Annotated in this window: 11 protein-coding genes; 10 read left to right on the top strand and 1 reads right to left on the bottom strand. The window is 53.0% G+C overall.

Annotation, left to right across the window (positions count from 1 at the left end):
* Window positions 1-2: 2 nt before the first annotated feature.
* Window positions 3-1,565 (bottom strand): 2-isopropylmalate synthase, encoded by a 1,563-nt coding sequence (gene leuA / locus GC090_RS16960; protein ID WP_006117662.1) that lies wholly within the window; start codon window positions 1,563-1,565, stop codon window positions 3-5.
* Between the two features lie 903 nt (window positions 1,566-2,468).
* On the opposite strand from leuA, the gene ilvI reads away from it, so the two are divergent.
* The 10 genes from ilvI to mraY all read left to right on the top strand — a co-directional run bounded on the left by ilvI (window position 2,469) and on the right by mraY (window position 13,785).
* Window positions 2,469-4,193 carry an acetolactate synthase 3 large subunit gene (gene ilvI / locus GC090_RS16955; RefSeq protein WP_006117663.1) on the top strand — a complete coding sequence of 575 codons (1,725 nt, stop codon included), beginning with the start codon at window positions 2,469-2,471 and terminating at the stop codon, window positions 4,191-4,193.
* Window positions 4,194-4,195: 2 nt separating this feature from the next.
* Window positions 4,196-4,687: an acetolactate synthase small subunit gene (gene ilvN / locus GC090_RS16950; RefSeq protein ID WP_006117664.1), complete on the top strand. Its 492-nt coding sequence runs from the start codon at window positions 4,196-4,198 to the stop codon at window positions 4,685-4,687.
* 186 nt (window positions 4,688-4,873) lie between these two features.
* Window positions 4,874-5,884, top strand: coding sequence for a catabolite repressor/activator (gene cra, locus GC090_RS16945; RefSeq protein WP_006117666.1), 1,011 nt, complete (start codon window positions 4,874-4,876; stop codon window positions 5,882-5,884).
* A 493-nt stretch (window positions 5,885-6,377) separates the two neighbouring features.
* Entirely contained in the window at window positions 6,378-6,836 is a 459-nt protein-coding gene (gene mraZ / locus GC090_RS16940; RefSeq protein WP_006117668.1) for a division/cell wall cluster transcriptional repressor MraZ, read from the top strand.
* Between the two features lie 2 nt (window positions 6,837-6,838).
* Window positions 6,839-7,780, top strand: a complete 942-nt coding sequence (rsmH, locus tag GC090_RS16935) for a 16S rRNA (cytosine(1402)-N(4))-methyltransferase RsmH (RefSeq protein WP_054688155.1) — start codon at window positions 6,839-6,841, stop codon at window positions 7,778-7,780.
* Window positions 7,777-8,097: a cell division protein FtsL gene (gene ftsL, locus GC090_RS16930; RefSeq protein WP_006117670.1), complete on the top strand. Its 321-nt coding sequence runs from the start codon at window positions 7,777-7,779 to the stop codon at window positions 8,095-8,097. Before rsmH ends, ftsL begins: the two co-directional genes overlap by 4 nt.
* Before the next feature lie 16 nt (window positions 8,098-8,113).
* Complete coding sequence (locus GC090_RS16925; protein ID WP_006117671.1) at window positions 8,114-9,880, top strand: peptidoglycan DD-transpeptidase PBP3; 1,767 nt, start codon at window positions 8,114-8,116, stop codon at window positions 9,878-9,880.
* Window positions 9,867-11,354, top strand: a complete 1,488-nt coding sequence (murE, locus tag GC090_RS16920) for a UDP-N-acetylmuramoyl-L-alanyl-D-glutamate--2,6-diaminopimelate ligase (protein WP_324020484.1) — start codon at window positions 9,867-9,869, stop codon at window positions 11,352-11,354. The genes GC090_RS16925 and murE overlap by 14 nt, the downstream gene beginning before the upstream one ends.
* Entirely contained in the window at window positions 11,351-12,709 is a 1,359-nt protein-coding gene (gene murF, locus GC090_RS16915) for a UDP-N-acetylmuramoyl-tripeptide--D-alanyl-D-alanine ligase (RefSeq protein WP_006117673.1), read from the top strand. The genes murE and murF overlap by 4 nt, the downstream gene beginning before the upstream one ends.
* On the top strand, window positions 12,703-13,785 hold the full coding sequence (gene mraY / locus GC090_RS16910; protein WP_033740254.1) for a phospho-N-acetylmuramoyl-pentapeptide-transferase: 1,083 nt from the start codon (window positions 12,703-12,705) through the stop codon (window positions 13,783-13,785). Before murF ends, mraY begins: the two co-directional genes overlap by 7 nt.

Genomic DNA, 13,785 nt, shown 5'->3' with positions numbered 1-13,785 from the left:
GATTACACCGTTTCCTTCTGATCTTTAGACTTGCGCTGTAACTCTTTCTCGACCTGTTTGGCTCGCCAGATGTTGTTTAAGGCGTTCACCATCGCTTTGGCAGACGATTCGACGATATCTGTCGCCAGACCAACGCCGTGGAATTTGCGGTTGTTGTAGCTCACCACAATATCGACCTGGCCCAGGGCATTTTCGCCGTGGCCTTTTGCCGTCAGCTTGTAATTAACCAGCTCGGCATTGAACTGGGTAATTCGGTTAATGGCCTGATAAACCGCATCAACCGGACCGTTCCCGGTCGCCGCTTCTGATTTCGTCTGTTCGCCACAACCCAGATTGACCGACGCGGTCGCCGTAATACTGGAGCCTGACTGCACAGTGAAATCATTCAGTTGGAAAAATTCAGGCTCTTCGTTTTGTTTGTCGATGAAAGCCAGCGCTTCCAGGTCGTAGTCAAAAACCTGACCTTTCTTGTCCGCCAGTTTCAGGAAAGCGTCATACAGGGAATCCAGATTGTATTCGCTCTCTGTATAGCCCATCTCTTCCATGCGATGTTTTACCGCTGCACGACCGGAACGGGATGTCAGATTAAGCTGAATTTTATGCAGGCCAATGGATTCTGGCGTCAGGATTTCATAGTTTTCACGATTCTTAATCACGCCGTCCTGATGAATGCCCGACGAGTGGGCAAACGCGTTCGATCCGACAACCGCTTTGTTGGCCGGAATCGGCATATTGCAGATCTGGCTAATCATCTGGCTGGTACGATAAATTTCATGATGGTGAATGTTGGTATGAACATTCATGATCTGCTGGCGGGTTTTAATCGCCATGATCACTTCTTCCAGCGCACAGTTACCGGCACGTTCGCCCAGGCCGTTCAATGTCCCTTCCACCTGACGCGCCCCGGCCTGCACCGCTGCAATCGCATTACCGGTGGCCATGCCTAAATCGTCGTGCGTGTGCACAGACAGAATCGCTTTGTCGATATTCGGTACGCGGTTGATTAACTGGCTGATAATGTTGGCGTATTCATTCGGCAGGGTATAGCCAACGGTATCAGGGATATTGATGGTGGTTGCGCCCGCATTTATGGCGGCTTCGACCATGCGGCACAGGTCGTCAATGGGCGTACGACCACCGTCTTCACAGGAGAATTCAACATCGTCCGTATAGTTACGGGCACGTTTTACCATGCGCACCGCCCGCTCAATTACCTCGGGTAAGGTGCTGCGCAGTTTCGTGGCGATATGCATCGGCGAGGTGGCAATAAAGGTATGGATTCGGAAGGCCTCGGCAACCCGCAATGATTCGTAGGCGGCATCAATGTCCTGCTCAACGCAGCGCGCCAGGCCGCAAACCCGACTGTTTTTAATAGTACGCGCAATGGTTTGTACGGATTCAAAATCACCTGGTGACGAGACGGGGAAGCCGACTTCCATCACATCAACGCCCATACGTTCCAGCGCTAACGCAATCTGCAGTTTTTCTTTCACACTCAGGCTGGCCTGTAAGGCCTGTTCACCATCACGCAGAGTGGTATCGAAAATAATAACTTGCTGGCTCATCGTGTTCATCCTTTTGCGTTTCTTGCCTTGCAACGAGCATAAAAAAACCCGCGACAGGCGCGGGTTTTTAACTTTTAGCAGGTTCGAATCAGTGTTTGATTTCGCCCACAAGTCTACCGCGCAGAGAATTTGCGATAAGTAGTAGACCTGATAGACGAAAAGAACGTGACATGTTTCAAACCCCGTGAATTTTTTGCTGCATCTATTGGTACTGGAATCAACAATCGATGTCAACCATAAGCGAAGGGTTATTTTCAGCCGCCACAAAGAAAAATGTTCTGACATTTTTGACGCTCACAGAGTATTAAACGAGGCGGACAGAACCCATGACGTTCATTACTGCTGATACGGGGTTACAGAAGAAAGGCTGCTTTTTAAGGTGATGAAATATAATGATAAATTAATATTCCAGTATCGCTTTATCCATAATCAGGCCATCTCAGGCAGCATAATCTCATGCGCTTTAAATTTTTATAAGATAATTACGCCATAAAAACGCATGAGGAAAAGATGGCTGGCTGAGTCCGTTCGTAATAGTTTTTTTTTATTTCTTAGATATGGCTACAAAAAATATCATTCACAGCATTTTCCTCTGCCATTATTGAACGTATTTAGTTTAATAATCGCAGGCAAAAGTTGGCGGGCAGAGGCTTTGAATCCCGCCGCCTTTCATCAAATGCGTTTGGCGTTTGCCAGCCCGTTTTTCTACGGTTATGGTAATCGACCTACTCTTAGAAAAATTAACCCAGCAGAATTCTCTGTATCTGGATCGCAGAAATGAGTTCTGCGGTCTTAGCAAAAACATAAGGTTTTGATTTTAATTGGCGAAACAGGGCAGGATGCATATGGCTAGCGGAAAAGCCGTCGCCAGTGGATTCAGTTCCTCAAGCCGGGAGGCAGAAAATGGAGATGTTGTCAGGAGCCGAAATGGTCGTCCGGTCGTTGATCGACCAGGGCGTGAAGCAAGTGTTCGGTTATCCGGGTGGCGCAGTACTCGATATCTATGATGCACTGCAAACTGTGGGGGGCATCGACCATGTTCTGGTCCGCCACGAGCAGGGTGCGGTCCACATGGCCGATGGTCTGGCACGCGCAACCGGTGAAGTCGGTGTGGTGCTGGTGACGTCCGGGCCGGGTGCAACCAATGCGATCACCGGTATCGCGACCGCCTATATGGATTCTATTCCATTAGTCATTCTGTCGGGTCAGGTGCCGTCTTCGCTGATTGGTTATGATGCCTTCCAGGAATGTGACATGGTGGGGATTTCCCGCCCGGTGGTGAAACACAGTTTTCTGGTGAAAAACACCGAAGAGATCCCGACGGTACTGAAAAAAGCTTTCTGGCTGGCATCCAGCGGTCGCCCGGGACCGGTGGTTATCGATCTGCCAAAAGATATCCTTAATCCTGCGAATAAGCTGCCTTATCACTATCCGCAGGAAGTGAGCATGCGCTCGTATAATCCGACAATTCAGGGCCATAAAGGCCAGATTAAGCGTGCGTTACAAACCTTACTGGCGGCGCATAAGCCGGTTATCTATGCCGGCGGCGGTGCCATTACGTCGTCGTGTGAAGCCGAGCTGTTGCAGCTGGCTGAGCGCCTGAATATTCCGGTCACGACTTCACTGATGGGGCTGGGCGCGTTCCCTGGCAGCCATCGCCAGTGCGTAGGTATGCTCGGTATGCACGGCACCTACGAAGCGAATATGACGATGCACAATGCCGATTTGATCTTCGGCGTTGGTGTACGTTTTGACGATCGCACCACCAACAATCTGGCAAAATACTGCCCGAACGCCACCGTGATGCATATTGATATCGATCCGACGTCGATTTCCAAAACGGTCTCCGCGGATATTCCGATTGTGGGCGATGCAAAACAGACGTTACAGCAGATGCTGGAACTGCTTGATCACACGGAGGCGAAGCAGCAGTTAGACAGTCTGCGTGACTGGTGGCAGTCGATTGAGACCTGGCGCGGACGTCAGTGCCTTGCCTACGATCGTACCAGTGACAAAATCAAACCCCAGGCCGTGATCGAAACCATCTGCCGTCTTACTAATGGTGATGCTTACGTGACATCGGACGTAGGGCAGCATCAGATGTTTGCCGCGCTCTACTACACCTTTGATAAACCCCGTCGCTGGATTAACTCTGGTGGCCTCGGCACCATGGGCTTCGGCCTGCCTGCCGCGCTGGGTGTCAAAATGGCGCTGCCTGACGAAACGGTGATTTGCGTGACGGGCGATGGCAGTATTCAGATGAACATTCAGGAGCTTTCGACCGCGCTCCAGTATGATCTGCCGGTATTAGTGCTGAACCTGAACAACCGCTTCCTGGGCATGGTGAAACAGTGGCAGGACATGATTTACTCTGGCCGCCATTCTCAGTCTTATATGGAATCATTGCCTGATTTCGTTCGCCTGGCGGAGGCCTATGGTCACGTAGGCATTGCCATCAGTCATCCTGCGGAGCTGGAAGAGAAGCTGACGCTGGCACTGGAAACTCTGGCAAAAGGACGACTGGTGTTTGTTGATGTTAACGTTGACGGCAGTGAGCATGTTTACCCGATGCAGATTCGCGGTGGCAGTATGGATGAGATGTGGTTGAGCAAAACGGAGAGGACTTAATTATGCGTCGCATTTTATCGGTTTTGCTGGAAAACGAATCCGGCGCATTGTCTCGTGTTGTTGGCCTGTTTTCACAGCGTGGCTACAACATTGAGAGCCTGACGGTTGCACCCACGGACGATCCTACGCTGTCACGCATGACGATTCAGACTGTTGGCGACCAGAAAGTCCTGGAGCAGATTGAGAAACAGCTGCACAAGCTGGTCGATGTTTTGCGTGTGACCGAGTTAGGGCAGGGCGCTTACGTCGAACGTGAAATTATGCTGGTGAAAATTCAGGCGACAGGTTATGGCCGCGAAGAGGTAAAGCGCAGCGCAGAAATTTTCCGGGGCCAGATTATTGATGTGACGCCTTCGCTTTACACGGTTCAGCTGGCAGGCACCAGTGATAAGCTGGATGCATTCTTAAGCACGGTACGCGAAGTGGCTGAAATTGTAGAAGTCGCGCGCTCCGGCATCGTTGGTGTTTCACGTGGCGAACGGATAATGCGTTAATCACGCGCCGTAACGATCTAAAACGAATGTAACCCGGCGAAATGCCGGGTTTTTTCTTTTTTGTGCAGAACAAGGTTCACCATCAGAAAAGCGGTTGCTCCGCGCACTTTTCTGCTGTTAGATGTGATAAAAGAATGTCCATAGCTTATCTGCGGGTTATCAGACCCGCTTAACGGTGGGGTTACAGTGAAACTGGATGAAATTGCGCGCCTGGCGGGTGTATCGCGCACCACGGCCAGTTACGTCATTAATGGAAAGGCACGGCAGTATCGTGTCAGCGATAAAACTGTTGAGAAAGTCATGGCGGTGGTCCGCGAGCATAACTATCATCCTAATGCTGTGGCGGCAGGGCTGCGCGCCGGGCGCACGCGCTCGATCGGTCTGGTGATTCCCGATCTGGAAAACACCAGTTATACACGTATTGCTAACTATCTTGAGCGTCAGGCCCGCCAGCGTGGCTACCAGTTATTGATCGCCTGTTCTGAAGATCAGCCTGACAATGAAATGCGCTGTATTGAGCATCTGCTGCAACGCCAGGTGGACGCCATTATCGTATCCACTTCACTTCCTCCTGAGCATCCTTTTTATCAGCGCTGGATTAACAATCCCCTGCCCATTATCGCACTGGACCGCGCGCTGGATCGTGAACACTTTACCAGCGTGGTCGGTGCTGACCAGGACGATGCTTATGCCCTGGCGGCTGAACTGCGTCAGCTTAAGGTCAGCAACGTTCTGTTCATGGGCGCGTTACCAGAATTATCGGTCAGCTTTCTGCGTGAACTGGGATTCAGAGAAGCCTGGAAAGGGGATGAGCGTCCCATCGACTTCCTCTATTGCAATAGTTTTGAGCGTACGGCGTCGGCCGCCGTGTTCGAAAAGTATTTGCAGGATCACTCAATGCCAGACGCGCTGTTCACCACGTCATTCGGCCTGTTACAGGGTGTGATGGATGTGACTCTGAAGCGTAACGGCCGCCTGCCGTCCAATCTGGCGATCGCCACCTTTGGCGATCATGAACTGCTGGACTTCCTGGAGTGCCCGGTGTTATCGGTAGGTCAGCGTCATCGTGATGTAGCCGAACGGGTACTGGAATTAGTATTAGCGTCTCTCGATGAACCGCGTAAACCCAAGCCTGGATTAACGCGTATTCGCCGCAATTTATTACGTCGCGGACAATTAAGCAGAATTTCTAATTAATAATACGGGCAGCGATTTGTCTGCCCCGATGTTTAAATGCTGTTTTTAAACTCTTTCTTATCCAAAGTAAAAAAGCGTAAGCGTTTAACATTCATTCTAACAAATTAAGTTAACAGACCATTCTTGTTTACTTACAACTTAACGCTGGTTTAGCCCCTTAACATCAGGCGAGTGGCTAGGCTTCCGTTAAGAAATCCCCTAAAATGCGTCCCCTGTCTCAAAACGGCATCGGGTTATTCAACCGTAATAAACGTGTTAATTTTCGCCGTTTTTTTTCAGAGCTGAATTTTTTATTCAATTATTCATTAGTTTAATTTTGATTAATCATCTTCCGGCGTTTTGAAACCTTTTCAGTGTTAATTCCCGCCTCGGTAAATAATCATATTCTACTGCCGCTCCGGCTTGACAATGATTTCCTACGATCCTTAAACTCGTTTTGTGGTAAAAAGTGGGATAAAGTGGTGCAAATGGGTAACTGAGGGGTGAGACTGACATGTTCCGTGGAGCAACGTTAGTCAATCTCGACAGCAAAGGACGACTGGCGGTACCAACCCGTTACCGTAATTTGCTGAACGAGGAATCGCAGGGGCAGATGGTTTGTACCATCGACCTCCATCAGCCATGCCTGTTGCTTTACACCTTACCCGCATGGGAAATCATTGAGAAAAAACTGGCGAGTCTGTCCAGCATGAATCCGATGGAGCGCCGCGTGCAGCGTTTACTGTTGGGACATGCCAGTGAGTGTCAGATGGATAATGCGGGCCGCTTATTGCTGGCGAATACCCTTCGCCAGCATGCAAATTTAAGCAAAGAAGTGATGCTGGTTGGGCAGTTCAACAAGTTTGAACTGTGGGATGAACAGACCTGGTATCAACAAGTCAGGGATGATATTGACGCAGAACAGTCAGCTCAGTCGCCTTTATCTGAGCGGTTGCAGGATTTATCGCTATAGCTATGCAGGAAAATTATAAACACACCACCGTGCTGTTGGATGAGGCAGTGAATGGCCTCAACATCAAGGAAGACGGAATCTATATTGACGGCACCTTTGGTCGTGGCGGTCACTCACGCTTGATTCTGGCGCAGCTTGGCGCCAACGGAAAGCTCATCGCCATTGACCGTGATCCGCAAGCTATCGCCGCGGCCGCTGAAATAAAGGATCCGCGTTTTTCCATTGTTCATGGCCCCTTTTCCGCGCTGGCGGAGTATGTGGCAGAGCGTGAACTGGCAGGTCAGATTGACGGCATATTACTGGATCTGGGCGTGTCGTCCCCGCAGTTGGATGATGCCGAACGCGGGTTTTCATTTATGCGCGACGGGCCGCTGGATATGCGCATGGACCCCACGCGCGGCCACTCTGCCGCCGAATGGTTGATGCAGGCAGAAGAGGCCGATATCGCCTTTGTGCTGAAAACCTATGGTGAAGAACGATTTGCGAAGCGGATTGCGCGGGCGATTGTGGAACGCAACCGGGATGAACCGATGACGCGCACGAAAGAACTGGCAGAGGTGATTGCCGCAGCAACACCGGTTAAAGACAAGTTCAAACACCCGGCGACCCGTAGTTTCCAGGCCATTCGCATCTGGATCAACAGCGAACTGGAAGAGATCGACACCGCATTAAAAGGTGCAGTCGATGTGCTGGCTCCGCAAGGGCGTTTGTCTGTCATCAGCTTCCATTCGCTGGAAGACCGGTTGGTGAAGCGGTTTATGCGCGATCAGAGCCGCGGGCCGCAGGTGCCTCATGGCTTACCCATGACCGAGCAGCAACTGAATGCACTGGGTGGGCGTCAGTTGAAGCTGCTGGGCAAAATGGTACCTGGCGACACGGAGGTGAAAGAGAATCCCCGTGCGCGCAGTTCCGTTTTACGAATTGCGGAGCGAACTGACGCATGATTGGCAACGAACGGCACAGCTTACCCGCTGTCATCGCGGGCGACATTATGCGTAAAGGGAAACTCCCTTTTCTGTTGCTGATTGCTGTGCTGGTTTCTGCCGTGCTGGTCGTGACAACGACGCACAAAACACGCTTGCTGACTGCCCAGCGAGAGCAACTGGTGCTTGAGCGTGATGCGCTGGACATTGAGTGGCGCAACTTAATTCTGGAAGAGAATGCCCTTGGCGATCACAGCCGCGTTGAGCGGATCGCCACCGAGAAGCTGCAGATGCAGCACGTTGATCCTTCGCAGGAAAACATCGTGGTGCAAAAATAAGGACCTGTTACTGCTAATGAGCGGCGTAAAAAGAACGCTGAAGTTAAAAAAACCAGAAGATAAAGCCAGCTTTGTAAGCTGGCGTTTTGCGTTGTTATGCGGTTGCATTTTACTGGCCTTAGGTGGGCTGTTATCACGCGTGGCCTGGCTGCAGGTGATTAATCCGGACAAACTGGTTAAAGAGGGCGATTTACGTTCACTGCGCGTTCAGGCCGTGCCCACCTCGCGGGGGATGATCAGCGACCGCGGCGGGCGTCCGCTGGCGGTCAGCGTGCCGGTTAACGCTATCTGGGCCGATCCCAAAGAGCTGCATGATGCGGGCGGTGTCACGCTCGACAGTCGCTGGCGTGCGCTCTCAGATGCGCTTTCTGTTCCCATTGATCAACTGGCCGCCCGCGTGAATGCCAATCCTAAAGGCCGGTTCATCTATCTGGCCCGCCAGGTCAATCCCGCCATTGGTGAATACGTCAAAAAACTCAAGCTGCCCGGTATCCATCTGCGCGAAGAATCACGCCGTTATTACCCTGCCGGACAGGTCACCTCACATCTGATTGGCTTCACCAATATCGATGGTCAGGGAATCGAAGGCATCGAAAAGAGCTTTGACAAATGGCTGACGGGTGAACCCGGCGAGCGTACCGTGCGTAAAGATCGCTATGGGCGCGTTATCGAAGACATTTCATCGGTGGACAGTCGTGCGGCACATAACCTCACTCTGAGTATTGACGAGCGTTTACAGGCGCTGGTGTACCGTGAGCTGAATAATGCGGTCGCCTTTAACAAAGCCGAATCGGGAACGGCGGTTCTGGTGGATGTGAATACCGGTGAGGTCCTGGCGATGGCGAACAGCCCTGCCTATAACCCCAATAACCTCAGCGACACGCCAAAAGATCTGATGCGCAACCGGGCCATCACCGACATTTTCGAACCCGGCTCGACGGTAAAACCGATGGTGGTGATGACCGCGCTGCAACGCGGCGTGGTGAAAGAGAACAGCGTTTTGAACACCGTGCCGTATCGCGTAAATGGTCATGAGATTAAAGACGTAGCGCGCTATAACGAACTCACGCTGACTGGCGTACTACAGAAATCGAGTAACGTCGGTGTTTCCCGACTGGCGTTAGCGATGCCCTCCTCAGCGCTGGTAGAAACTTACTCGCGCTTTGGTCTGGGTAAACCGACCAATTTGGGGCTGGTCGGGGAAAGCAGTGGCTTATACCCTAAAAAACAACGGTGGTCTGACATAGAGAGGGCCACCTTCTCTTTCGGCTACGGGCTAATGGTAACGCCGTTACAGTTAGCGCGAGTCTACGCAACGATTGGCAGCTTTGGTATCGCCCGCCCGCTCTCAATTACCAAAGTGGATCCGCCGGTGGGCGGTGAGCGTGTATTTCCTGAAGCTCTGGTGAAAACCGTGGTGCATATGATGGAAAGCGTTGCATTGCCGGGCGGGGGCGGCGTGAAAGCCGCCATTAAAGGTTATCGCGTCGCCATTAAAACCGGTACGGCGAAAAAAGTCGGACCGGACGGGCGTTATGTGAACAAATACATCGCCTATACCGCAGGCGTGGCACCTGCCAGCCGTCCTCGTTTTGCGCTTGTTGTGGTCATCAACGATCCTCAGGCCGGTAAATATTATGGTGGTGCGGTTTCTGCACCGGTGTTTGGTGCCATCATGGGCGGCGTACTGCGCACCATGAACATCGAGCCGGATGCGCTGCCGACCAATGACAAGAACGAGTTGGTGACAAACAGAAGTGAGGAAACAAGTGACAGATCGTAACCTGCGCGACTTACTCGGACCGTGGGTGCCCGGTGCACCTGCGCGCCCGTTGCGTGACATGACGCTGGACAGTCGCGTGGCGGCTGCGGGTGATCTGTTTGTCGCTATCGCCGGCCATCAGGTTGATGGACGCCGCTTCATTCCTCAGGCCATTGCCCAGGGCGTGGCTGCCGTGATTGCGGAAGCCGAAGGGGAAGCGAGCGACGGTGAAATACGCGAAATGCACGGCGTGCCGGTTATCTATCTTGCACAGTTACCCCAGCGTCTTTCCGCTCTGGCGGGGCGTTTTTACCAACAGCCGGGCGAAAGACAAAAACTGATTGGCATCACCGGCACTAATGGCAAAACGACCACGAGTCAGCTGCTGGCCCAGTGGGCTGAGCTGATGGGTGAAACCAGCGCGGTGATGGGGACGGTGGGAAATGGTCTGGTCGGCCAGCTCGTGCCTGCCGAAAACACCACCGGCTCCGCTGTGGACGTCCAGCATACTCTGGATGAACTGGCCAGGAAGGGCGCGTCGCTGACCGCCATGGAAATCTCCTCCCACGGTCTGGTGCAGCATCGTGTTGCAGCCTTGCCGTTCTCTGCCGCTGTCTTTACCAACCTCAGTCGTGATCACCTGGATTATCACGGCGATATGCAACAGTACGAGTCAGCTAAATGGCTGCTCTTCTCTGAACATCAGGTGGGCGTGGCCATCCTGAATGCCGACGATGAAGTCGGACGCCGCTGGCTGGCAAACCTGCCTGATGCGGTTGCTGTCTCGATGGAAAATAACCTGCAGCCTGGCTGCCACGGTCGCTGGCTTCGCGCAACCGAGGTGAACTATCACGACAATGGTGCCCACATTCGTTTCCGCTCCAGTTGGGGCGATGGTGAACTGGACAGTCGTCTGATGGGGGCTTTTAACGTCAGTAACGTGTTGCTGGCGCTGGCCACACTGCTGGCGCTGGGTTATGCACTGGATGATTTACTGCGCGTTGCCGCAAAACTGCAGCCGGTTACCGGGCGTATGGAAGTCTTCTCCGCGCCGGGCAAACCCACTGTCGTGGTGGATTATGCCCACACGCCCGACGCATTAGAGAAAGCACTGGCCGCCGCCCGCCTGCATTGTAAAGGTAAACTATGGTGTCTGTTCGGCTGTGGCGGCGATCGCGATAAAGGTAAGCGCCCACTTATGGGTGCCATTGCGGAACAGTTTGCCGATGTGGTCGTGATTACTGACGATAATCCGCGCAGCGAAGATCCTGCGGCAATTGTGCAGGACATTCTGAGCGGCCTCCTTGATCCGGGCCGCGCTCGCGTTGTCGCGGGCCGTGCACAGGCAGTCACCAGCACTATTATGCAGGCTCAGCCCGACGACATTGTGTTAGTCGCCGGTAAAGGCCATGAAGATTATCAAATTATTGGTCATCAGCGGCTGGACTACTCCGATCGTGCTACGGTCGCCACGCTGTTAGGAGGCATTGCATGATTCCGGTTTCATTACGCACCTTAGCGCAGGTCACCAGCGGTACGCTGCACGGCGACGATTTGACGTTCAACACCGTCACGACAGACACCCGCAAGGTCACCGCAGACAGTCTGTTTGTTGCCATTGTGGGTGAGCGCTTCGATGCACATGACTTTGCCGAGGATGCGATTGCCAAGGGCGCGAAAGCCTTGCTGGTAAGTAAGCATTTACCTGTGTCGGTGCCGCAGGTCGTTGTCAAAGACACGCGCATCGCCTTTGGTAAGCTGGCGTCCTGGGTGCGTCAGCAGGTCAGTGCCCGCGTTGTTGCGCTGACCGGCTCATCCGGTAAAACGTCAGTGAAAGAAATGACCGCGGCGATTTTACGCCAGTGCGGCGAAACGCTGCATACCGCCGGTAACCTGAATAACGATTTTGGCGTGCCCATGACCCTGCTGCGTCTCACGCCAGAACATCAGTATGCCGTGATTGAGCTTGGCGCTAATCATCAGGGTGAAATCGCCTATACCACCGACCTGGTTCGTCCGGAAGCGGCGCTGGTCAATAATCTGGCTGCCGCGCACCTTGAGGGTTTCGGATCGCTTGAAGGTGTCGCAAAAGCGAAGGGTGAAATTTTTTATGGCCTGCCCGCAAAGGGAACGGCGATTTTAAATGCTGACAGCAATGACTGGCCACGCTGGCAGGAGAACCTGCACGGTAAAACGGTATGGCGCTTCTCGCCGCAGGCCGCAGACTGCGACTTTGGTGCGCGCGATATCCGTATTCGCCAGGATGGCACCCATTTTGTCATGCATACGCCCCGTGGTGACATCGACATCATTCTGCCTCTGCCCGGTCGGCACAATATCGCCAATGCTCTGGCGGCGGCGGCGCTTGCGTTGTCAGTCGATGCACCGCTTAGCGCGGTGCAGACCGGGCTGAAAAGCCTGCAGTCCGTTCCTGGTCGCTTATTTCCTGTCCGGCTCTCAGATCATCAACTGCTCCTGGATGACAGCTATAACGCCAATGTAGGATCGATGGTTGCGGCGGCACAGGTGCTGTCTGAAATGCCTGGCTACCGTGTGATGGTGGTGGGCGATATGGCTGAATTAGGGGATGAAAGTGAACAACTTCATCGCGAAGTTGGTCTGGCGGCCAAAGCTGCGGGCGTTGACCGGGTATTAAGCACCGGGCAGTTCAGCCACTTTATGAGTGAAAGTAGCGAAGTTGGCGAACATTTCAGCGATAAAACGGCGCTGACTGAACGATTACGCCAGTTGCTGTCCGAACACAAAGAAATGACCGTATTGATTAAAGGTTCGCGTAGTGCCGCCATGGAGCAGGTAGTACAGAGCTTACAGGAGAAAGGAACATGTTAGTTTGGCTGGCCGAGCATCTGGTCGCATTTTATTCCGGTTTTAACGTCTTTTCGTATTTGACGTTTCGCGCCATTGTCAGCCTGCTGACCGCACTGTTTATTTCGCTGTGGATGGGGCCGCGTCTGATTGCCTGGCTGCAAAAGCTGCAGATCGGGCAGGTTGTCCGTAATGATGGTCCCGAATCGCACTTCAGCAAGCGGGGAACGCCGACGATGGGCGGCATCATGATTCTGACGTCGATTACGTTGTCGGTGCTGATGTGGGCTTATCCTTCTAATCCCTACGTCTGGTGCGTGCTGGTGGTGCTGGTGGGCTTTGGCGTCATTGGCTTTGTTGATGATTACCGTAAAGTGGTTCGCAAGGATACCAGGGGGCTGATTGCCCGCTGGAAATACTTCTGGATGTCGGTGATTTCGCTCGGTGTCGCCTTTGCGCTCTATCTGGCTGGTAAAGATACGCCTGCGACGGAACTCGTGGTGCCGTTTTTCAAAGATGTGATGCCACAGCTTGGCCTGTTTTACATTGTGCTGGCCTATTTCGTCATCGTCGGTACCGGCAATGCCGTCAACCTGACTGATGGGCTGGATGGTCTGGCCATTATGCCGACAGTGTTTGTTGCGGCCGGTTTCGCCCTGGTCGCCTGGGCGACCGGTAACGTGAAGTTCGCCGATTACCTGCACATTCCTTATCTGCGTCACGCAGGTGAGCTGGTTATCGTCTGTACGGCGATTGTTGGGGCTGGATTAGGTTTCCTCTGGTTTAACACTTATCCGGCTCAGGTCTTTATGGGCGATGTCGGCTCGCTGGCACTGGGCGGCGCGCTCGGTACTATCGCTGTCCTGCTGCGCCAGGAATTTTTATTAGTGATTATGGGCGGCGTGTTTGTGGTTGAAACGCTGTCGGTGATCCTGCAGGTGGGATCGTTCAAGCTGCGTGGCCAGCGTATTTTCCGCATGGCACCGATCCATCACCATTACGAACTGAAAGGCTGGCCAGAGCCGCGCGTGATTGTGCGCTTCTGGATTATTTCGCTCATGCTGGTGCTGATTGGCCTGGCGACGCTGAAGGTACGTTAA

The sequence above is a fragment of the Pantoea sp. JZ29 genome, from assembly GCF_035190385.1.
GTDB lineage: Bacteria > Pseudomonadota > Gammaproteobacteria > Enterobacterales > Enterobacteriaceae > Pantoea > Pantoea stewartii.
The sequence above is the reverse complement of the archived record's forward strand: the minus strand, read 5'-3'. Positions and strand labels throughout refer to the sequence as shown.

Excerpts from the sequence above, each read along its gene's own strand:
- ilvN (WP_006117664.1), top strand. The coding sequence starts at position 4,196 with ATGCGTCGCATTTTATCGGTTTTGCTGGAAAACGAATCCGGCGCATTG.
- GC090_RS16925 (WP_006117671.1), top strand. The coding sequence starts at position 8,114 with ATGAGCGGCGTAAAAAGAACGCTGAAGTTAAAAAAACCAGAAGATAAA.
- murF (WP_006117673.1), top strand. The coding sequence starts at position 11,351 with ATGATTCCGGTTTCATTACGCACCTTAGCGCAGGTCACCAGCGGTACG.
- mraY (WP_033740254.1), top strand. The coding sequence starts at position 12,703 with ATGTTAGTTTGGCTGGCCGAGCATCTGGTCGCATTTTATTCCGGTTTT.
- leuA (WP_006117662.1), bottom strand. The coding sequence starts at position 1,565 with ATGAGCCAGCAAGTTATTATTTTCGATACCACTCTGCGTGATGGTGAA.
- ftsL (WP_006117670.1), top strand. The coding sequence starts at position 7,777 with ATGATTGGCAACGAACGGCACAGCTTACCCGCTGTCATCGCGGGCGAC.
- rsmH (WP_054688155.1), top strand. The coding sequence starts at position 6,839 with ATGCAGGAAAATTATAAACACACCACCGTGCTGTTGGATGAGGCAGTG.
- mraZ (WP_006117668.1), top strand. The coding sequence starts at position 6,378 with ATGTTCCGTGGAGCAACGTTAGTCAATCTCGACAGCAAAGGACGACTG.
- ilvI (WP_006117663.1), top strand. The coding sequence starts at position 2,469 with ATGGAGATGTTGTCAGGAGCCGAAATGGTCGTCCGGTCGTTGATCGAC.